The following is a 21,603-nucleotide window of genomic DNA, read 5'->3' on the forward strand; positions in this document are numbered from 1 at the left end:
GTGTGTAGGAACGTTCTGATACAAGTGAAGGCGCCTGACGGCGGCGAAGTCACTTGGGAGAAGAATGGATTGGCCGGGGCAGGATCGCTGCGCCCGGCGAAGCGCCGAAGGCGCCAGATGGCATGGGGGCCGAAGGACACCGCCGGGTTCGTGGCCCGGAGGGCGCGCCGCAGGCAGATGCGGCACGAAGCAATGCGCAACACGCATTAACAAATGAAGAGCAAGGGGTGTGCCAGTCTGCTGCGTCTCCAGTTTCCGGGCTTTGCCCGATGGGGCCGCTCATTGAATAGGCGGATTCCTGCTCAGCCGTCGGCGTCCTCGGCGGGATTCCCGCCACCGGAGAACAGCAGCCCGTGCTTGCGCAGCTTGTCGTGCAGGGTCTTGCGCGGCACGCCGAGGGCTTCGGCCAGGCTGCGCAGCGAGCTGTGCGGACGGCTCATCTCGGCGGCGATCAGCGAGCGCTCGAAGGCCTCGACCTGTTCGTTCAGCCCCGCGCCGGTGGTGGCCGGAGACGTCTGGGCGCCAAGCTCGTCGAGTCCCAGGTCCAGTCCCAGTGCATAACGCTCCGCGGCGTTCTGCAGTTCGCGCACGTTGCCCGGCCAGCCGTGGGCCAGCAGCTGCCCGCGCTGTGCGGAGTCCAGGGGGCGCACTGTCAGGCCGTGTCGCTGCGCTCCGCGTTCGGCGAAGTGCTGGAACAGCAGGAGGATATCGTCGCCGCGCTCGCGCAGCGGCGGGATGCGCAGGCTGGCGACGTTCAGGCGGTAATAAAGGTCGGCGCGGAAGCGGCCTTCGTCCGAGGCCAGGCGCAGATCTTCCTTGGTGGCGGCGATGATGCGGATATCCAGCGGGATGAGCTGGTTGGAGCCCAGGCGCTCGACAGTACGTTCCTGCAGCAGGCGCAGCAGCTTGACCTGCACGTCCAGGCTCATGCTCTCGATCTCGTCGAGGAACAGCGTGCCGCCATTGGCGTATTCGAACTTGCCGATGCGCCGTTTCTGCGCGCCGGTGAAGGCGCCTTGCTCATGGCCGAACAGCTCGCTCTCCACCACCGACTCGGCGAGCGCGCCGGCATTGATGGCGACAAAGGGACCGTTGCGGCGACTGGACAGGTCATGCAGGGCGCGGGCGACCACCTCTTTGCCTGAGCCGGTCTCGCCGAGGATCAGCACGTCCGCCTGGATCGCCGCCAACGAGGCGACCTGCTGCTGCAGGCGTTGCATGGGGGCGGATTGGCCAACCAGGCGGCCGCGCAGTTCCTTCTGCTCGGACAGCGCCAGGCGCAGGCTGCGGTTCTCCAGCACCAGGCGGCGTACATCGAGGGCGCGGCGTACGCTGTCGAGCAATGCATCGCTGGGGAAGGGTTTTTCCAGGAAGTCGTAGGCGCCCGAGCGCATGGCCTTGACCGCCAGCGGGACGTCGCCGTGACCAGTGACCAGGATCACCGGAAGTTCGGCGTCCTGCGCGTGCAACTGCTCCAGCAACTGCAGACCGTCGATGCCGGGCATGCGGATATCGCTGACGATCACGCCGGGCCAGTCCCGCGCCTGCTGGGTATCGAGCTGGCGCGCATCGGCCAGGGCGACGACCTTGAAGCCGGCCAGGTCGAGGGTCTGGCACAGTGCCTGGCGCAGATGCGGATCATCGTCGATCAGCAGCACCTGGGTGGTGGGATCGAAGGGCGCGGCCAAACTCATGCGCGGGTTTCCTCCTGCGGCGTCGAAGTCACGCCGGGGATTCCCGGCAACAGGTGCAATTGTACGAGAGCGCCGCCCTCGGGGTGATTCCCCAATTCCAGATGACCGCCGAGCGTTCGTAACAGGGTGTCGCAGATGGCGAGGCCCAGGCCAAGGCCCTTGGCGCTGGTCTTGGTGGTGAAGAAGGGTTCGCGGGCATGGGCCAGCGCCTGCTCGGAGAAGCCGGGGCCGTTGTCGCGCAGGGACAGGATGATGCGCTCGGGCGTCTGCTCGGCGGTCAGCCAGATGCGTCGCGGTGGCGCCTTCTCGGTGAGGGCGTCGAGGGCGTTGGACAGCAGGTTGGAGAGAATCTGCCGCAGCCGGGTCTCGCCGGCCTGCACCCAGATCGCGGCATCCGGCAGGTCGCGCAGCAGTTCCACGTTCATCGCCTGCCGGCGCGGCGCGACCAGCGCCAGGGCATCGTTGATCGCCGGCTGCAGGGCGACGTTCTCCGGCGCGCGCCGCGCTCCCCGCGCATAGGCCTTGAGGTGGCCGATGATCGAGGCCATGCGTCCGGTCAGCTCGCCGATCTGCTGCAGGTTGCCGCGCGCGTCGTCGTAGCGCTCGTGGTCGAGCAGCACGCGGGCGTTGTCGGCGTAGCTGCGGATCGCCGCCAGCGGCTGGTTGAGTTCGTGGCTGATGCTGGCGGACATGGTGCCCAGTGCGGTCAGCTTGCCGGCCTGTACCACTTCGTCCTGGGCATGCATGAGTTCGCGCTGGGCCTGTTCGCGGTTGCGGACCTCTTCCTGCAGGCGGGTGTTGGCATCTTCCAGTTCCTGGGTGCGCTCCTGAACACGCAGTTCCAGCTCGTGCTTGGCCTGAGCCTCCAGTTCGATGCGTTCGAGGTAGTGACGGCGGCTGATGGTCAGCAGCGACAGCAGCAGGAGCAGCGCGACGAGGGTGGCCGCGCCGATCAGCACGACGCTGCGCACCGGGCCGTCGACCTGGGTGCGCGGGGTATAGATGCTGACGGTCCAGCCGGTTTCCGGCAATTGGCGGCTCTGGCTGATCCAGCGGCGCTGGTCGATCTTCAGCGGTGCGGGATGCAGGACGGGGTAGGGGATGTTCTCAGCGATTTCGCGCTGCTTGGCCGGCGACAGCTCGCGGCTGGTATGGAAGCGCCAGGCCTTGTTGGACGACAGGATGACCACGCCGTCGCTGTCCATCACTAGTAACTGGTCGGGCGTATTGCCCCACAGCTGCTCCATGTGTTCCAGGTCGACCTTCACCACCAGCACGCCCAGCAGCGTATCCCCGTCGCGCACCTCGCTGGCGAAGAAGTAGCCGCGGCGCTTGGAGGTGGTGCCCAGGCCGAAGAAGCGCGCGGGGCGCCCCTGCATCGCTTCCTTATAGTAAGGACGGAACGAGAAATTGCGGCCGACGAAGCTGTCGGGCTGATCCCAGTTGGAGGCGGCGCGGGTCAGGCCGTCCGGCTGCATCAGGTAGATCACGTCGGCGCCGGTGCGCCCGCGGATGCGCGTCAGTTCGAGGTTGGCGGCGTTCTGCAGGAGCAGGTTGCCGGGAGACTGGAGCGCGGCCCGTAGCGTCGGAAGCTCGCCGAGGATCGGCGGCAGGTCCTCATAGCGGCGCAACGTACCGAGCAGGTTGGCGACGTAGAGGTCGAGGGTCTGCTGGTTCTGCTGGGCGATCTGCTGGCTGTAGTAGCGCTCGGCGAAGTGGTGCAGCGGCCAGAGCAGCGGCGCCAGCAGCAAGGCGAGAAGAGCCAGCGAGCGCCAGCGGGTGAGGTGAAGGTTCAAGTCGGCATACATCGCTTGGGGGCGTATTCGCTATGGATGCTACACCGATCAATGCCGGGCAGGTTGCATCCGGCGAACTGCTCAGCCCCTTGCGGCTCGCTCGCGGACAAACGTCTCTCGGTGCCTCAGTCGAAGAGTTCGGCGTCTGCCAGACGGCGCCCTTCTCGGTCCTTCCCGGACAGTGCTGGCTCTGCGTCGAGTGGCCAGTCGATGGCGAGTTCCGGATCGTTCCAGGCGATGCAGCGCTCATGTTCCGGCGCCCAGAAATCCGTGGTCTTGTAGAGAAACTCCGCACTTTCGCTGAGCACCAGGAAACCGTGGGCGAAGCCTTCGGGAATCCATACCTGTCGTCTGTTCTCTTCGCTGAGGACTTGTCCGACCCACTGGCCGAAGGTCGGCGAGCCACGACGGATGTCCACGCTGACATCAAACACCGCGCCCCGAACGACGCGCACCAATTTTCCCTGGGCCTGGCGAATTTGATAGTGCAGGCCGCGCAGCACACCACGGGACGAGCAGGAGTGGTTGTCCTGTACGAAATTGATCTTGCGGGCGATCGACTGTTCGAGCTTCTGCTGATTGTAGCTTTCGAAGAAGAAGCCACGGCTATCAGCGAATACCTGGGGTTCGATCAATAGAACATCGGGAATGGCCAGCGGGGTGACGTTCATCGGTGCACCGTCTGTGTCAGGAGGCGTTGGAGATACAGGCCGTGCCCGCTTGGGGCAGCGGTACGACCAGCTTTGGCAGGACTTCCGGACCGATCCATCCCTGGCGGGAGGTAGTCTCGTCCGGGCACGCGACCTTGAGTCCCTGCCGGTTCTCCAAGGTTGTGACGAGTTGACCGGCTTCGAGCAGGGATTCACGGATGCCGGTATTCAGCCAGCATAGCCGCGTCCCATGATCTCAACCGACAACTCGCTCTTTTCCAGGCGGATGTGATTAACGTTGGTGATTTCCAGTTCGCCGCGTGTCAGGGGAGGCTCTTGGCGATCCCGATGCCTCATTGGTTGCCGTTGCCTGGCAGTTACTGATCCGGGGGAGCGTCCTCTGGTGTAAAGATGATCAACATTCCCGGATGTCTTTACGCTTCATGCGGCTTTTTCTCCCGCCAGTTCGATCAGCATCCGCTTCACGTGAGTTTCCCATGCAGGCAGGTTCAGGCCGAACGTTTCCCGCAGTTTGCGGGTATCGAGGCGAGAGTTTTTGGGGCGTGTTGCCGGTAGTGGGTAGTCCCGGGTAGGGATTGGCAGAACCTGCTCTGGCAGGGTGCGAAGTGGCAACCCCAGGGCGATGGCCTGCTCGATCACGAAGCGCGCATAGCCGTGCCAGCTGACCGCGCCATCTGCGGTCAGGTGATAGAGGCCGGCAAGCGATCGGGCGTCAGGACGATGGCACAGCTGTGCGAGCACCTGGGCGGTGACGTCGGCGATCAATTCGGCACTGGTTGGTGCGCCGACCTGATCGGCAATCACGCGCAGCTCCTCGCGTTCCGCCGCCAGGCGCAGCATGGTCCTGGCGAAGTTCGTGCCGCGCGCGGCATAGACCCAACTGGTGCGGAAGATCAGGTGGCGGCAATTACTGTTGAGAATCGCCTGATCGCCCTCCAGCTTCGTTCTGCCATAGATGTTGAGTGGTCCGGTAGGGTCGTTTTCGCGGAAGGGTTGGGTGCCGCTGCCGTCGAATACATAGTCGGTCGAATAATGTACGAGCCAGGCGTCCAGGTCGGCAGCCAGTTCTGCCAGCACGCAGGCGGCCTCGGCATTCACCCGACGTGCCCGGTCGACGTCGGCCTCCGCCTTATCGACTGAGGTATAGGCAGCGGCGTTGACGATGATAGCGGGGCATATGGACTGCACCAGCGAACGTAGACCCTCGGTGTCCTCCAGGTTGCCACGCTGGCGATCGCAGATGGTCAGCTGACCCAGGGGGGATAGAGAGCGTTGCAACTCCCAGCCGACCTGGCCGTTGGCCCCGAGGATCAGAATGTCGTTCATATGCACTGTTGGCTCAGTCATTGACGATAGGCCCGCTGGCAAACGCTTTCGGGGCCCGCGGGCGATTTTGGCAATTCCACTATCAAAGGTCTCTGCCGGCTCCGGTCCAACCCACACTCCAGGAGCATGGCATCGATGGCGCAGCGGTGATCGTGGCAGGGGCCGCCCTTGAGGAAGTGAATCTGCTCACGGTGCCGGGACCTTCGTTGCGAGGAGACTCCCGGTCGAGTTCGTCACAGACGTGGTCTACCACTTCTTGCCGGGATTTCTCGTTCCAGCCTCTGGCATTGTAGGTCTTGTCCACATGCCCTGCATCGTCATGGACAAAGGCTCGCTTGTCGTCGTCATCGAGGTCGGCCAGGCTCGCTCGGTTGCCGGCGTCGGCTCGCTTGTCCAGGCTGATCACTGTTCAGAGTGTGCAGCAGTCCAGCCGAGGACAGAGTTGGACCTGATGTGACGAGGGGCGTCTTGGATCAGGGTCATTGTGGAGGTGATACGGCAACCTGCAGAGGTTGCCGGGCAGCATCGTCCGGTAGAGGCCAGCCAGCCGTCAGCAGTGTCGGATGTTACAGAACACGCTGCCGCAGGGTGAGATGTTCAGGTGACAACTACCCTGCAAATAGCCGGTTAAACCATGGCCTCACATGTCCGTTCGGCGTTGGATATAGATGTGATCGACGATGTCTCCATCCGGGACATAACCGCTGACGGTTTCACGTAGCAGTTGCCGAACCTGAACAAAATCATCCGCTTCAACAGCCGTGAGCAACGCTTCCACGCGCTCCTTGAGTACATCCCAGGAAAGGTATTCCTCATTGGCCCGCATGATCATGGGATGCTCGGTTGGCTGCACGTTGTCGCCAATCAGAAGCTCTTCGTAGAGCTTCTCGCCTGGGCGCAACCCGGAAAACTCGATGGAGATATCCCCATGCGGATCGGACTCGGAGCGCACGCTAAGCCCCGACAACCTGATCATCTTCTCGGCCAGGTCGACAATCTTCACTGGGCTACCCATATCGAGCACGAACACGTCGCCGCCTTGCCCCATGGATCCTGCCTGAATAACCAGCTGTGCAGCTTCCGGAATGGTCATGAAGTAGCGTGTGATATTCGGGTGTGTAACAGTGACCGGGCCTCCGCGCTTGATCTGCTCACGGAACAACGGAATCACCGAGCCGGAAGATCCCAGGACATTGCCGAAACGCACCATGGTGAAACGGGTCTTATTCACCCGGTGAACGCCACCGTCGCCATGCAATGCTGGTGCAGCCTCCCTGCTCAGCGCCTGTAGTACCATTTCCGCCAGTCGCTTGGTACTGCCCATAACATTGGTCGGTCGCACCGCCTTGTCGGTCGAGATCAGCACGAAATTCGCCACACCCGCTTTGATGGCCGATTGCGCGGTATACAGAGTGCCAAGCAGATTGTTCAGTACGCCCTCGGCGATGTTGTGCTCCACCATTGGCACATGTTTGTAGGCCGCCGCGTGATAAACAGTATTCACCTGCCAGGTTTTCAATACATCCTGCAGTCGAACTGGATTGCGAATCGAGCCGAGTATCGGCACCAGCTGGATCTTCAGCGATTCGCGAACGATGCGCCGCTCCAACTCGCTGTGAATGCTGTAGAGATTGAATTCGGAATGCTCGAACAGAATCAGCACCCGAGCCCCGGAAGACAGAATCTGCCTGCACAACTCCGAACCGATCGAGCCACCGGCTCCTGTAACCAGTACCGACTGCTTCTTGATACAACGCTCGAACAACTCCTGCTGCGGCGGCACGGCATCGCGCCCGAGCAGGTCGGCAATGTCGACTTCCTGCAGATCGTCGACCTTAACCTTGCCGCTGGCGAGGTCCACGACTCCCGGCACCGAACGGACATGCAACGGATACGCTTCGAGCATTCCCAGCATTTCACGACGGCGCCCACGAGACGCGGACGGAATGGCCAGCAACACTTCACTCGCTGCAGTCTCATCGATCAACTGCGCGATATGCTTGGGTTTGTATACCTGCAACCCCGAAATGACTCGGCCAGCTATGGACGAATCGTCATCGATAAATGCCACAGGCAACAGCGTTCGCCCCATGCGCAAGGCCGCTACCAACTGATTGCCCGCAGCGCCCGCACCATAAATGGCCACGCGTATGCGTCCGTCACCTCGGGCGATATTGGCTCTTGCCCGGGGATCGAACCAGTCGCCCATGAAGAACTGGCGCATCGCCAGGCGCAAACCGCCAAGAAGCACGAGGCTCAACCACCAATAGTTGAACACCATTGAGCGCGGCACGCTCACCGGGCTTCCACGGTACCAATAGATCTCTAGGGAGAGCAGCAGTGCCGAAAGAGAAACAGCTTTGGCAATGGCAACTAATGCATCGTTACCCAAATAGCGCATCACCGCCCGGTACATGCCGAAGCGGATGAAGAGCGGCAAGGCGATCAACGGCGCACTGAGGAACAACCATCCGTGGCCATTGAAGGGGCGAACGACATCGAACTCACCCAAGCGAACGACGAAGGCCAGCCACAGAGCAATCCAGACCAGGAAGATATCGACAGTTACCTGGAGAATCCGCTTGTAGCGACGAGGTATCCGTAGCAAGCGCGTGCGTATTGAGTCAACTAATCCCAACATGACTATATCTTATATAATTATATTAGTTTTAATGCCGTACACGGTCGCCAGAGCCTTTTCCAGTAACCGTTTGAATGATGAAGCTGAAATAATTTCGAACGGACATTTGCTGGATCATTCTAGCATCGGTCTCCGCCAGCAGTTTCGGGGTAGACATGTCGATCTCGTTTATTTGGGCCAAGCCGGTAATGCCTGGCCGAACAGCATAGATGCCCAGGGCTTCACGCTCGGCAATCAATTCATCCTGATTGAATAAATTGGGTCGCGGCCCGACGAGACTCATGTCACCTTTCAGCACGTTCCACAATTGCGGCAACTCATCAAGCTTGGTCTTGCGCAGAAAGCTCCCCAGCGTCGTAATGGAAGAAGCCGATGCTAGATGACTGGCAACAGAGGCGGTATCTACTTTCATGGTTCTGAACTTGACGAGAGTGAAAGGTTTTTTGGCTCTCCCGACACGTTCCTGCATGAATAATGGCGAGCCAGTGTCCAATAAACCAAACGCATAAATGACTAGCAAAACGGGGAAGCCAAAAACCAGCCCCAGTAGAGAAAACACGACATCAAAAAAACGAATCATCGGGCACCCATTAAATCCAATCCATTTAGAAATCTGGCTATATAGCCAACACACTACCTCACCCTACCCTGGCCAGGTCTTACAACTTGCGCTGGTTGGGGAATACTGCCTAGCGGCCGCAATGACGAGAGTACTCGCTCCCTGCCTCAAGCAGTGCCTGACGAGCCGACTTTCGGGGTTGCCATCCAAGCAAACGCCGTGCCTTCGAAGCGTCGACACGCAATGACTCACACAGCTGCGTATATATGGCTCGCTTACCAACTAGGGTAGCTCCTATCGAGAGCAATCGCGCCGGCATGGGAAATAGCCGTGCTTGGCGGCCCATCCCCTCTGCCAGGATATGAACCAAATCTCCAGTAGAAAGATCATCACCGTCCGCTGCCAGAAAAAGCTCCCCTGCTGCAGCTGGATGTACTACACATGTGGCGATTAATTCAATCAGGTTATCCAGCGCGATCATGCTGCGCTGATTATCCAAACCTCCAAACGGCAGCGGCATTCCCATCGCCACTATCCGCAGCAACCGCGCGAAATTGCCTGGGGCGTGCCCGGCATAGACCAAGGGAGGGCGAATGATGGTCAGCTCCATACCGTACTCGGCCGCCACCATTTGCAATGCCTGCTCCGCCTCCAGTTTAGATTGCGCATAATCTGAATGTGGAGCAGGCACCGCGTCCTCCACGAATGGATCAATACCAGTCGCAGCTCCATTGACGCCAATAGAGCTCATGAACACGAACCGGCGAACTCCACTCATTGCCGCTTGCCGGGCAAGCCCGACAGAAAGGTCGAGGTTAACCGCCCTAAAACTGGCCAATGGATCACGAGCTTCATCACGCAGTTGATGAGCCCGGCCCGCTAGATGGACAACACAGTCCACCCCCTGAAGCGCTCTGCTCAGAAGCGCGGCATCAGATAGCTCGCCATGAAGGAATCTCAAAGGAGTGGTTGGTTTGCTACGCCCAACAGCTTTGAGTTCATGCCCTTGCTCCAGCAAGTAGTTCGTTAGAGAACTCCCGATAAAGCCTGAAGCCCCAGTAACGAGAATACTTATTCTGTCTGACACAAAGAACCTCGAAAAATAATGCTAGCACCACGAGTGGTCATGAGTATTAAAATACACCAAATATGCTGCATGGGCGATACATTTTTACTTTAAGCAAGAGAAGCTCCATGAGTGAAGTTGTAATCGGATCGCGACCTATAGAAACCTGTCTCACGATGAGCTGTTTCTGCGAAAACAGTTTTTAATTTTCCCTACTTGATCGCCAAATGACGTTTTTGTCAAAGTCAGTATGAGCCTTAGATCCAATGATTCACCCTACAATTAAACTAGTGAATACAGAATTGATTCTATGCACATCATAGTTCTCTACCGCGATTCGATTACTCTCATCGCCCATGCGCCTGATTTTTTCAGGATGTTCAATCAGGTGAAGCATTTTTTCTGCCAACAACGCGGAGTTCCATGGAGGCACCAAATATCCGTTGACCCCTTCGCTAACCGTATTACGACAACCTGGAGTGTCCGTAGTGATTACTGCGCGGCCTATCGCCATCGCTTCCTGTGTAGAGCGTGGAAAACCTTCACGGTAGGACGGTAAGACAAATACATGCGAGGATACAATCCAGTCAGGTACGTTAGAGACGTGTCCAGGATAAATGATTATGCCTTCATCAATTACCGTCTGAAGTTGCTCGTTAGATAATGCAGTTGGGTTATCTGGGTCCAGCCCCCCGAGCACAACGAACTCGGAGTTTGGATAATGCCGTTTAACTAGTCGCGCAGCCTCTAGGTATTCAAAAATACCTTTCTCCGCCAAAAGACGTGCAATAAAAATAAATCGAACAGGCCTAGCAGTCTCAACAGGCGAATAAGGATAAAAATTTAAATCCAGTCCAATAGGGCCGACCACGAAGATCTTTTCTTTTTTTATCCATGCCTTGCGCAGGAGGTCAGCAGGATCATCATGGTTTAAAAAAAGAACTTTTTCAGCAAAAAAATAGCTTACACTGGAAAGAAGGCCATGAATGGCCTGAAGTATTTTCTTCTTGAGCGAAAAGCCCGACGGGGATGGAGTATAGATATAACCCAAACCTTCAAGCATAGCGATACGCCGTGGAACTCCTGCGAGTTTGGCAGCTAGTGTGCCGTACATCGAAGGTTTGACAAAGAAACTAATGGCTATATCCGAGCGGATAGCTTTGAGTTCTTTTGAGAGAGCCAAGATATCTCGTATGTCCCGAAAAGGGTTTAGTCCTGCCTTGTTAAGAGAGTAGTCAATAGGTGTCGCTCCTAATCTCGTAATGAAATCTCTAGAAGTTGAGTCGTAGTCCACTGCAAAACAATAAACCTTATGCCCTTGCTCTACCAGGGAAAGAATAAGATCTTTGCGGAAAATCAGAAGGCCAGGAGAGGCATTTTGAGAAATAAGCGATATGATCAAAAAATCATACTCCGTATATCTTCGCTACAAGTCTACAAAAATTAAAGCATGCGAAGTAGGTGAAAGATATTGCAAGATATAAAGAAATATAAAACTAAAAAATCTGAGCCGTTAATGAAGATGGAGCTGACTGCTCAAGAAGGTCGGTCACAAATAGCTTCTAGAATGCCATTCAGCTTTGCGCCCAATGAAAGTTTCTCTTGAGCAAAGCGCCTTACCTCCTCGGGCGGGGGTAAAGAAAGATTCTTCAGTCCAGTAAGAAGCCTCGCCAAATCCTGCACACTGTCTGAGTTTGAGACTTCAAATCTATAGGGGCTAACAGTTTCAAAATCTGGATCCCTTCCAGCACCTATGACACACAGTCCCCTGGCCATGTATTCACGGGTTTTCAAGTCGGACGCTTCGTTCAGGCCTTTTCTATATAGTCCTAGACTAGATACCCCAAAGTGCGCCCCTTCAAAAGCGCTATCTAAATCTTTTCCGCTTAAGCGCCCAGTAAATATAACGTCATTCAAGTCCAAATCACTTGCCAATCGCTTGAGAGCCGCTAATTCTTCCCCTTCACCCACAATGGTTAGGGTTATTTTGTATGTGCAATCTTCTTTCTTGGCCATCGCTAAGGCTTTAAGTAGGCGATCATATCCGTGCCAGTTTGCCAGTTGCGCAACTCCAATTAAACTCACAGCATCAGCAGGCCAGCGCCCACCAGAAAGCGGAGTTGAGCCATCAATTAGAATGCCATTCCCTATCTTATAAGTTTTATTGCGAAGCCCAAGTGAAAACCACCAACCTTCATCGGCATACTGCACAATCAAACTCGCCGGCAGCAAAACCCAGCTGGCTGAAAAATATGTAATTGCTTTTCTAAAAAAGCGAACTATAGGTTTTGATATAGAAACATCCATTTCCTTTAGCCCCACCACACGGGGTGTAGGCACATCGACGATAATTTTTGTTCCTCTGATGCGCAGCGCAACCATAACAAAAAAAACAAGAGGGAAGGCAAGATCAGAAAAACGGATCATGACAACATCGGAATTTGATCGCCATAAATCCACAAGAAATCTAAGCATCCCAGAAAGCTGATTCTTATAAATGCGCTTCTCAGATGCCAGGCCGCACTCCTTTGCGGCCAAGACTGTATTTTTAATTTTTTTTGCAACCCCTGGCGCCCGCACTTCATCAACAAGTGCAAAATAAATAAATGATTTTAAGTTCATTAAAACGCCCTTCGCATAAAAGTTATAAGGTTGCAAGGAAAAACGCTGCCAGTGCATGTGATGATTGCATTGGCTTCGCCTCATCTATTAGTGGTAACTGATGCCAAAAAAAACTTGGCTCGAAACCACTAAGATGCACTATATCCAAGGTCTAGCGCTGTCGCGCTCACGAGCTTCAGTACCTACAGTCATCACCTTAAATAAATGCGAATGAATTTTGGTGATGGGAGTTATCTAGTCTATAAGACTATTATGGCAATAGATAAATATGTTAATTAAACAAATATTTATCGAATGTCATCTATGTCTTTGTCATCCCAATAGAACTCATAAGGGATATATGTGGACTTGAAAGCCTCTTCTAAGTCCTCGCCCTCCGAAATTCTTCTTTCCAGCGTGGCTGTCTCGTTGTACATGCTGTAAATGGATATAATGAAATACAAAGAAACTGGAGCCCAGAATAGTAAGTAGTTAACTTTGCTCGTCCTGGAGGATAATTCCTCTAAGAGGAAGTAAAGATAGATTAAAAACGCAAAAATCCAGAGCCTATAGCCAATAGGGTAGAATTCGCTAATCCCCAAGGCTATTAAAGCGAAAAGTGCCGCGCCAAAAAAGAGACGAGAGGACGTGCGCAGCACAACTACAGAGGTAATAATGCTAAAAGAGAAAAGCAGGCCCGTTATAGATATAGGTGTGGTCTTCTTGAAAGAGTAATCTTGATAAGAAGCATACTTCAAAATTAAGTAGTCAAGGTTTTGGTATGCCAAAAAACAAATAAGTAGCAGCAAAAGAGTCGACGCAATAATGTACTTAAAGGTTATGCGGGTGAAAAGAAGGGGGTAAAAAAACAGCACAGAGAAATGGAAGCCCGGTGCCAGTAATGCGGAGGCTATCTTGGCTTTTTTGGACTCGCTCGTCAGTGCTATCAATAGCAGCATAATCGCAATAGCTGCTCTGGTAGTATTGAAGTGGAAATTAAAATAAAAAACAAAAATATATGAAAGCAAAAATAAGTATCTGCTAGAGCTTCTTTTGTAAATCAGCCATAGAAGCCATGCCTGAAAAAACGACATCATCAGGAGGTATAAGAACTTGCTGTCTATCATATTGCTATGCAGTGCAAGCAAGAGTACAAAGACAGGTTCCATTTTGGTAAGATAGAGCTTTACGACATCATAATCCTTAAAGCGCTCATAAAATAAAAGATAAGAAGCGGTGTCGGAGCCGACAATTCCTCGCAGTCCTGAAAATCCAATCAAAATAATAAATATAAAAAAAACGATGCCCTTCCCTTGGGTGGGAGGAGCGTGACTAGCCAAAAAAATCAGCCCCGCTAAAAGAACAAGAAAGCCCAAGTAGACGAACATAAAAAACCTTTGGATAAAAATAAAATAATTAAAGCTTATAACCTGATTGAGCAGTTCGCATAAAGCATTAGCCTACCATTCTTGCCCTCTAATTTTTGTCTTCTTGTTTAAACGCTTTGGTAAAAATTTTTCTAATAATCGTTCTGCTGCGCCATCCTCCTATCATCAACAAGGCCAGCCAAAAAGAAATAAACTCAAAATTGTAATTGTGGCCTACTAAGGCAAAAGCTATCGATAAGGTCAAGCACGCCAAAGATATTCCATATAAAAATAACCGAGGTGTTGGCCTCCATAGGCGACAGGAGAGCTCTGTGCGGCAGAAGAAAAATACCCAAAAAGAGATTGCTGTCGACACAGCGGCCCCTGCAGCTCCATACTTAGGGGTTAATAAATAATTAATTATTAAATTGACTACGGCCGAAAAAATGGAAGCGCCCATTACATGAGCGCTTTTGCGAGCAATACCTAAACCGGCACCCGTTACCTCCGAAAGTATATAGAGCAACGGATATGCCATGCAGGCAACAAGGATATACTCAACACGCTCATAGGACGGAGGTAGCAAATAGGTGACAGTCCAAGACAAGAGGCCTGCTACTGAAAAAAGAATAACTACCGCAGTCAATACATAATCTGTAGTTTGGTCGATTTTCTTCCCGGTATCGACTCCTTCTGCCACCCACCTATAAACAGTTGGCATCCAGATAGTCGAGAAAATATTTTGAAAAATAGCAGCTGCTGCAGCGAAGCTGGATGCGACCGAATAAAGACCTAACTCTTCGAAGGTGGAAAGATTTCGTAAGAAGATTTTGTCCATGGCAGTTAATCCCCAAAAAGCAACTCCACCTATTATCAGTGGTGCTCCAAAACGCAACATTGATATAAGTTTCTCTATGTCAATGCCTGATTTTATTGAGGCTGATAACTCTTGGCGGACGTTCCAGGAAAAAACTAGAGTGACTGTTATCAAGGAAATGACTTGAGCAAGAACAAGATGGGAAAGATCAAAACCAAACGAAAGAAAACAGTACACGCCGACTACACAAAGGAAAAGCACCTTTGGTAATACTTGGCTCATTGAGAATGCTAATCCTCTTTCCTGCATGCGCAAGACTAGAGAGAGAAATCGTGAAGTAAGCGTGGCCAGTAAGCTCAACGCAACTAATATACTGATTAGTACGCTGTCCACGGAGAAAAGAGTTCTGGAAATAAATCCAGGTGATATGAACGATGGAACCAAGCTCACTACAAGTAAGCACAAGCCGGGCAATAGCGAGATCTTAAGAAGAGCCGGCTTGTTTTCCGACTCGTGATAATCACGTACATATGCCTGATCCAGCCCTAAGCTGAAAAATAAGACACAAAAGCCAGAGGCTAATTGGAGCATAGCTATTCGGCCAATATCCTCGGCCGAATAGAACCAGGTGATAATCGGCAAGGTTATAAAGCCTAATGCCGCCGCGCCGATTGGACCAATAGCAAAAGCAGCAGCTTTCTTTATGTTCAAGTGAAAAACTCTAGGACTGAATCGATAATCCGATTTTGTTCCTGCTTGCTCATTCCATACCAGATCGGCAAGCGAATCAGACGTTCGCTGTCTTGCGTAGTATAACGATCCATCCCATGAAACCGACTGAACTGAGGTGCGGCGATAGCAGAATGAAGAGGAACATAATGAAAAACGCTATGCACCTGACGTGACTTTAGGTGTTCGAGAAGCGCTGTTCGTTCATGAAGATTTCGAACTTTTAAGTAGAACATATGCGCATTATGAACGCAGCCGTCTGGTGTCGATGCCAGGGTAATTTCTCCGCTGACGGTCAAGGATGATAGCGCCTCATAATAAGTCCTCCAAAGTTGGAGGCGACTCTTATTTATCTCTTCGGAGCGTTCTAACTGTCCCCATAGATACGCTGCTTGAATATCACAGGGCAGATAACTACTACCGATATCAACCCAGCTATATTTATCCACCATGCCACGGAAAAACTGATTGCGGTTAGTACCTTTCTCCCGAATAATTTCAGCGCGGCTTATGAAACGCTCATCGTTGATGATCAGTAAGCCACCTTCGCCGCCGCTGGTGTAGTTTTTTGTTTCATGGAAGCTAAAGGCTCCCATGTGGCCGATACTACCTAGGGGGCGGCCTTTGTATGTAGCCATCATGCCTTGAGCAGCATCTTCTATCACAAAAAGTTGGTGACGGGCCGCTATCTCCATGATGGTGTCCATCTCGCAGGCGACACCAGCATAATGGACCGGAACGATTGCTTTAGTTTTTGGTGTAATCGCCGCTTCGATCAGGTTCTCATCGATGTTCATCGTATCCGGTCGGATATCGACGAAAACGATCTTCGCCCCACGCAGGGCGAAAGCATTAGCTGTGCTGACAAAGGTGTAACTCGGCATGATGATTTCATCACCAGCTTGTACATCGATCAGTAATGCTGCCATTTCTAAGGCATGCGTACATGAGGGCGTAAGTAACGCTTTTTTGCACCCAAGAGTCTCTTCGAACCATGCTTGGCAGCGCTTGCTGAATTCGCCATCCCCAGAAATTTTAGGGCTACGCATCGCACTGATGACATACTGATCTTCGTTGCCAGTATAAGGCGGTTTATTAAATGGAATCATTGGATATCTCTTCTAGAAACTTTTTTTCCAGCACAAGCAAGTCTTGTTTTCTTTCCTTTACCCGAGAGGCTGGACTACCTATATAGATGCCCCACGGCAAAGTGCTTTTGTTGACTAATGACATGGCTCCAACAGAGCACCCTTCGGCCACATGAACGCCAGGGAAAATTACAGAGCCTGCGCCAATAATTACGTGCTTCCCGAGCCTGACTTCTTCAAAAATTTCCTTCTTGAACTCCCGAGGAATTAAAGAATTTGTCAGTGTTTCACCGCTGTAATCATCCGACTGGGAGAAAACCTTTACACCGTATGCCAGTGTGCAGAAGTCAGAAAAAAATATACCTGGAGTTCCGCCGGCTACTAAGCACATAGGCGTTATGTGGCAGAATGCACCAATCTTAATTCTGCCGGATATGACACAAAAGTCATCGATTCTAGAGTTGTCCCCAATCTCAATTTGATCGGCATTATAGATGCTTGCCCTGTCACTTATTTTGACATTTGTGCCGAGGCTTCGAAAGCCCATTTGCTGTAGCTGCTCATCTGAGTAGTAAGCCATTGAATTACCCCTCAAATATTTTGTTTAGCTGATCAACTAGGTTCTTTTCAGAGAAATTATTTCTGATGGCCAAGCGATTAAGGTTGAAAGTGGCCTCATCCATCGGGTTCAAATCAAGGCTTGAAAGCTCATAAACTTTAACTCCCATCTTTTTGAACATCGGCCACGGAGTGATGTCACTTCTCATGTAAACTTTCTTTCCCATCCCTAGGAGTGTGATGGTATTGCCCATTGCTTGCTGACGTTTGTGGTTGAATATGGCAATGTCGACTTTCCCGAGGAATTCGAGATACTGGTCGAATGGCATTAGCTTGGTAAGCGGTTTGAATTTTTCCCCAAATATTTCTCGGCCCATTCTTATTACGGATTGGGCATGCTCTTTATTCCCATAGGAGAGAGGGGCATAGATTTCAATATTTTCATTGCGAAAACTAGAAAGTGCTTCGAGTATCTCGATGTGGTTATTGCTCGGGTCGGCTGAATTTCCGATTTGAATATTAATTGTTTTGTGTGGTCCGGCTACAATGTTGTGCTCTCGATATATGTTGCTTGTGTACATGATGCATTCATGGTATTTGCCTGTGGCGCCATACCAGTTGCGTGCGAGCTCAACATCTCCTTCGACATATGTAATCAAGTTCCCCATTTTTTTTATAACGGGGCGCTTGAAGAGCAGCCTTAGCCACCACTTCCAGTTTCGATAACTAGAGGTGTAGTCATAGAGGTCCCCTCCCCAGATCATCCAGTAGCATTTTTTTAATAGCCATGGCTGAAGGGAAAGTAGGACTGTTACATAGAAGTCCCAAAGTCCATGAATTATTATTTTGTCTGCACGATATGCTGCTCGAGTGAACTGTAAAATCCAGGATAATCCAACTTTATTGTTGTTCGTTATGCTCAGATCTTTTGGCCACTCATTGGACGAGGAGTGGCTCAATATGAAATGTTGTGCCGGGTTGAGCTTGCTCTCTATTAGTTTGAAGAACGGCTGTGTGAATGTTTGAGGCTCGGCAATGTGAAGAATTTTCATTTTAATAAAGAGAGAAGGTATTGGCCGTAGCCATTCTTGCTCAAGGCTTGCCCAATGTTCTTCAAGTCTTCGACACTTAGCCATCCGTTATAAAAGGCGATCTCTTCGAGACAAGCCACTTTATAACCTTGGCGTTTCTCAATGGTCTCGACAAAGTGGGCAGCTTCCAACAGGCTTTCATGGGTACCTGTATCGAGCCAGGTGAAACCGCGCCCAAGTACCTGGACGTTGAGGTCGCCACGCTCCAGATAAGCCTGGTTGATACTGGTAATTTCCAGCTCACCACGGTCTGAGGGTTTTACTCTCTTGGCGATCTCGACGACGTCATTGTCATAGAAATACAGACCGGTCACTGCATAGTGGGATTTTGGCTTGAGTGGCTTTTCCTCAATGGAAATGGCACGCTTATCGGCATCAAACTCGACCACGCCAAAGCGCTCGGGATCCATGACGTAGTAACCGAACACGGTGGCGCCGTCGGTGCGGTTGGCTGCATCTCGCAATAAAGGGCCGAAACCCTGGCCATAGAAAATGTTGTCGCCCAGTGCCAGGCAGACTGAATCGCTGCCAATGAATTCCTCTCCGATGATGAATGCTTGCGCCAACCCATCAGGACTAGGCTGTACAGCATAGCTAAGTCGAATACCAAACTCGCTACCATCACCAAGTAGGCGTTGAAAACCACTGATATCGTCCGGGGTGCTGATCAGTAGGATGTCGCGGATGCCGGCCAGCATTAGAACTGACAGCGGGTAATACACCATAGGTTTGTCATAGATTGGCAGCAACTGCTTGGACACCCCCTTGGTAATGGGGTAGAGCCTGGTGCCCGAGCCTCCGGCGAGGATAATTCCTTTCATCTATCAGTCCTTATATCGGCGAGCCGAGGCGTTCGCGTTGATAACTGCCGTCTTGCACGCGGCGACACCATTCTAGGTTTCTCAGATACCACTCGACAGTCTTGCGGATGCCGGACTCGAAGGTCTCCTCTGGCTCCCAGCCTAGTTCGCGTTGAATCTTGCTGGCGTCAATGGCATAACGTAGATCATGCCCAGGGCGGTCCTGAACGTGCGTGATCAGTAACGCGTGCGGGCGATGTGGAGAGTCGGGGCACAATTCATCGAGTAACTCACAGAGAGTGCGTACGACTTCGATGTTCTGTTTCTCGTTGTGGCCACCAATATTATATGTCTCTCCCACCTTTCCCTCAGTTAGCACTCTGTACAAGGCGCGGGCGTGGTCCTCTACATAGAGCCAGTCGCGTACCTGATTACCTGTGCCGTAAACCGGCAGTGGCTTGCCCTCCAAGGCATTGAGGATAATCAACGGGATGAGTTTTTCGGGGAAGTGATAGGGCCCGTAGTTGTTTGAACAGTTGGTAACCAGCGTCGGTAGCCCGTAAGTGCGACGCCAAGCACGGACCAAGTGGTCGGAGCTGGCCTTGCTCGCTGAATAGGGCGAGCTAGGGGCGTACGGAGTTGTTTCAGTGAACAATTCTTCAGGAGCTTCCAGATCGCCATATACCTCGTCAGTGGATATGTGGTGGAATCGAAAGGCTGCTTTGCGTAAATCATCCAACCCTAGCCAGTACTGACGGGCTGCTTCCAACAATATGTAAGTGCCAACGATATTGGATTGTATGAATGCCGCGGGGCCATCGATGGAGCGATCCACATGGGATTCAGCTGCTAAATGCATGATCGCGTCTGGCTGATGCTCGCGGAACACTCGTGCCACTTCGGCATGGTCACAGATATCCACTTTTTCGAAGGCGTAACGCTCGCTGCCGGTAACTTCGGACAATGACTCGAGATTACCGGCGTAAGTCAACTTGTCGAGGTTGACCACACTGTTGTCGGTGTTACGGATAATGTGACGGATGACTGCCGAGCCAATGAAGCCGGCACCCCCGGTTACGATAATTTTCATTCTACTAAACCAGGCTCTGCACGATTCTCTGGATCACCTCAGCATCCATATACGGATGCATAGGCAGGCTCATCACTTGTTCTGCAACCTCATCACCTACCGGTAAAATAGCTGCTTTGTCCGCTACCGCTGGCTGTTTATTCAATGGAATAGGGTAATGCACGGCAGTGGGGACGCCGGCCTTGCTCAGTTTTTCCTGAACCGCCCCACGATCATGAACGCGTACGGTGTATTGGGCATAGGCACTGATGTTGTGGGGTTCGATGTAGGGGATGGCAATGATGTCAGAAGCGACGTTCGCAACGGAGGCATCGCTCCTAATGGCCTTCAGTTGCTCACTGTAGCGGGCGGCAACCTGCCCGCGTAGAATGACTTCTTCTTCAAGGATATCCAGCTTAGGCAGCAAAATAGCAGCCTGCAGGGTATCGAGGCGGCTGTTAACACCCACTCGGACATGTTGATAGCGACGCTCTTGGCCGTGCCGGGCAATTTGGCGCAGCACTTTTGCCAACTCGTCATCGTTGGTGAATATCGCCCCGCCGTCGCCGTAGCAACCCAAGGGTTTGCTAGGGAAGAAGCTGGTGCAGGCTATAGTGCTGAGGTTGCAGGAGCGCAGGCCCTTGTAGGTGGCTCCAAAGCTCTGTGCCGCATCCTCAATCACTGGAATGCCGTATTTGGCTGCAATCGAGTTGATAGCATCGAAGTCCGCACACTGGCCATACAGCGACACAGGGACAATCGCTTTGGTTCGTGGCGTGATTGCCGCTTCCAGAAGGCCTGGGTCCAGGTTATATGTAAGGGGGTCGATATCGACATAGACCGGTTTTGCGCCCAATAGGGCTACAGTTTCGGCTGTGGCTATATAGGTGAACCCAGGTGTAATGACTTCATCGCCGGGCCCGATCCCTAACGCCATCTGTGCAATCTGCAGAGCATCGGTGCCGTTTGCACAGGTAATGCAGTATTTGGCTCCAGTGAAGGCGGCAAGCTTTTCCTCGAGTTCAGCCACTTCCGGGCCGAGGATATATTGCCCATGTGCCAGAACCCGTTGAATACCGGCATCAATCTTATCCTTGATACGGGCTTGCTGAGCTTTCAGGTCGATGAATTCAATCATTTACTGCGCATCCACTTTATTCAGTCCCTTGTCGCTCAATACATAGCATGAGCCCGTGTGCGGACAGACCGCTTGTCCTTCACCTTGAACCGGCAACTCCAGCTGCTCGCCAAACTCGCTCATCCAGCCCACTTGGCGCGCCGGTACGCCGACCATCAGGGCGTATGCAGGTACATCCTTGTTGATCACCGCACCTGCCCCGACAAATGCGAACTCGCCAATGGTCACACCACAAACGATGGTGCAATTAGCGCCAAGGGTGGCGCCACGCTTTACCAAGGTGTCTCGGTATTGGCTCTTGCGCTCGATCAGAGAGCGTGGGTTGTAGACATTAGTGAAGACCATGCTTGGGCCGCAGAACACACCTTCTTCGAGGGTGACGTTGTCGTAGACAGAAACGTTGTTCTGCACTTTACAGTGATCACCAATTACTACCTTGTTGCCAACAAAGACGTTCTGGCCCAGGGAGACGCCCTTGCCAATGCGCGCGCCGCTGCAGACATGAACGAAGTGCCAGACTCGCGAACCGTCGCCGATCTGCGCGCCCTCATCGATGATGGCGGAAGGATGTACCTGATAGCTCATGGGGACC

18 protein-coding genes and 1 pseudogene are annotated in these 21,603 nt (G+C 52.8%); all 19 read right to left on the reverse strand.

The genetic code is table 11. The features are described from left to right. Positions 1-302 precede the first annotated feature (302 nt). Positions 303-1,694 (reverse strand): two-component system response regulator DctD, encoded by a 1,392-nt coding sequence (dctD, locus tag ACQ5BL_RS13050; RefSeq protein ID WP_243804073.1) that lies wholly within the window; start codon positions 1,692-1,694, stop codon positions 303-305. Further along, complete coding sequence (locus tag ACQ5BL_RS13055; RefSeq protein ID WP_243804074.1) at positions 1,691-3,502, reverse strand: sensor histidine kinase; 1,812 nt, start codon at positions 3,500-3,502, stop codon at positions 1,691-1,693. The genes dctD and ACQ5BL_RS13055 overlap by 4 nt, the downstream gene beginning before the upstream one ends. A gap of 113 nt (positions 3,503-3,615) precedes the next feature. Then, the gene (rfbC, locus tag ACQ5BL_RS13060) at positions 3,616-4,161 is read right to left on the reverse strand and encodes a dTDP-4-dehydrorhamnose 3,5-epimerase (RefSeq protein WP_243804076.1); all 546 of its coding nucleotides are present in this window, start codon (positions 4,159-4,161) and stop codon (positions 3,616-3,618) included. Further along, positions 4,158-4,482, reverse strand: a pseudogene (locus tag ACQ5BL_RS13065) (glucose-1-phosphate thymidylyltransferase RfbA); the annotation flags it as partial. The pseudogene ACQ5BL_RS13065 and the gene rfbC, both read right to left, overlap by 4 nt. Positions 4,483-4,581: 99 nt before the next feature. Continuing rightward, positions 4,582-5,487, reverse strand: coding sequence for a dTDP-4-dehydrorhamnose reductase (rfbD, locus tag ACQ5BL_RS13070; protein WP_243804078.1), 906 nt, complete (start codon positions 5,485-5,487; stop codon positions 4,582-4,584). A gap of 640 nt (positions 5,488-6,127) precedes the next feature. After that, a complete protein-coding gene (locus ACQ5BL_RS13075) occupies positions 6,128-8,128 on the reverse strand; it encodes a polysaccharide biosynthesis protein (RefSeq protein WP_243804080.1) in 2,001 nt (666 codons plus the stop codon). A gap of 28 nt (positions 8,129-8,156) precedes the next feature. Then, entirely contained in the window at positions 8,157-8,708 is a 552-nt protein-coding gene (locus ACQ5BL_RS13080) for a sugar transferase (RefSeq protein WP_243804082.1), read from the reverse strand. A gap of 109 nt (positions 8,709-8,817) precedes the next feature. Continuing rightward, complete coding sequence (locus tag ACQ5BL_RS13085; protein ID WP_243804084.1) at positions 8,818-9,774, reverse strand: NAD-dependent epimerase/dehydratase family protein; 957 nt, start codon at positions 9,772-9,774, stop codon at positions 8,818-8,820. 250 nt (positions 9,775-10,024) lie between these two features. After that, a complete protein-coding gene (locus ACQ5BL_RS13090; protein ID WP_243804086.1) occupies positions 10,025-11,155 on the reverse strand; it encodes a glycosyltransferase family 4 protein in 1,131 nt (376 codons plus the stop codon). A 134-nt stretch (positions 11,156-11,289) separates the two neighbouring features. Then, a complete protein-coding gene (locus ACQ5BL_RS13095) occupies positions 11,290-12,432 on the reverse strand; it encodes a glycosyltransferase (RefSeq protein ID WP_243804088.1) in 1,143 nt (380 codons plus the stop codon). 230 nt (positions 12,433-12,662) lie between these two features. Further along, positions 12,663-13,742, reverse strand: a complete 1,080-nt coding sequence (locus tag ACQ5BL_RS13100; RefSeq protein WP_243804090.1) for an EpsG family protein — start codon at positions 13,740-13,742, stop codon at positions 12,663-12,665. A gap of 88 nt (positions 13,743-13,830) precedes the next feature. Next, entirely contained in the window at positions 13,831-15,249 is a 1,419-nt protein-coding gene (locus tag ACQ5BL_RS13105; RefSeq protein ID WP_243804092.1) for a lipopolysaccharide biosynthesis protein, read from the reverse strand. Continuing rightward, a complete protein-coding gene (gene rffA / locus ACQ5BL_RS13110; RefSeq protein WP_243804095.1) occupies positions 15,246-16,376 on the reverse strand; it encodes a dTDP-4-amino-4,6-dideoxygalactose transaminase in 1,131 nt (376 codons plus the stop codon). The genes ACQ5BL_RS13105 and rffA overlap by 4 nt, the downstream gene beginning before the upstream one ends. Next, positions 16,363-16,935 (reverse strand): acyltransferase, encoded by a 573-nt coding sequence (locus tag ACQ5BL_RS13115; protein WP_243804097.1) that lies wholly within the window; start codon positions 16,933-16,935, stop codon positions 16,363-16,365. Before ACQ5BL_RS13115 ends, rffA begins: the two co-directional genes overlap by 14 nt. Before the next feature lie 4 nt (positions 16,936-16,939). Then, on the reverse strand, positions 16,940-17,965 hold the full coding sequence (locus tag ACQ5BL_RS13120) for a TDP-N-acetylfucosamine:lipid II N-acetylfucosaminyltransferase (protein ID WP_243804099.1): 1,026 nt from the start codon (positions 17,963-17,965) through the stop codon (positions 16,940-16,942). After that, positions 17,962-18,825 (reverse strand): glucose-1-phosphate thymidylyltransferase RfbA, encoded by an 864-nt coding sequence (gene rfbA / locus ACQ5BL_RS13125; protein WP_243804101.1) that lies wholly within the window; start codon positions 18,823-18,825, stop codon positions 17,962-17,964. The genes ACQ5BL_RS13120 and rfbA overlap by 4 nt, the downstream gene beginning before the upstream one ends. A 10-nt stretch (positions 18,826-18,835) precedes the next feature. Further along, the gene (gene rfbB, locus ACQ5BL_RS13130) at positions 18,836-19,894 is read right to left on the reverse strand and encodes a dTDP-glucose 4,6-dehydratase (RefSeq protein ID WP_243804103.1); all 1,059 of its coding nucleotides are present in this window, start codon (positions 19,892-19,894) and stop codon (positions 18,836-18,838) included. Between the two features lie 4 nt (positions 19,895-19,898). Beyond that, positions 19,899-21,011, reverse strand: coding sequence for a DegT/DnrJ/EryC1/StrS family aminotransferase (locus ACQ5BL_RS13135; protein ID WP_243804105.1), 1,113 nt, complete (start codon positions 21,009-21,011; stop codon positions 19,899-19,901). Then, complete coding sequence (gene wbpD, locus ACQ5BL_RS13140; protein ID WP_243804107.1) at positions 21,012-21,596, reverse strand: acyltransferase; 585 nt, start codon at positions 21,594-21,596, stop codon at positions 21,012-21,014. It lies immediately after the preceding gene. Positions 21,597-21,603 lie beyond the last annotated feature (7 nt).

The sequence above is a fragment of the Pseudomonas sp. B1-22 genome, from assembly GCF_050474425.1.
Taxonomy (GTDB): Bacteria; Pseudomonadota; Gammaproteobacteria; order Pseudomonadales; family Pseudomonadaceae; genus Pseudomonas.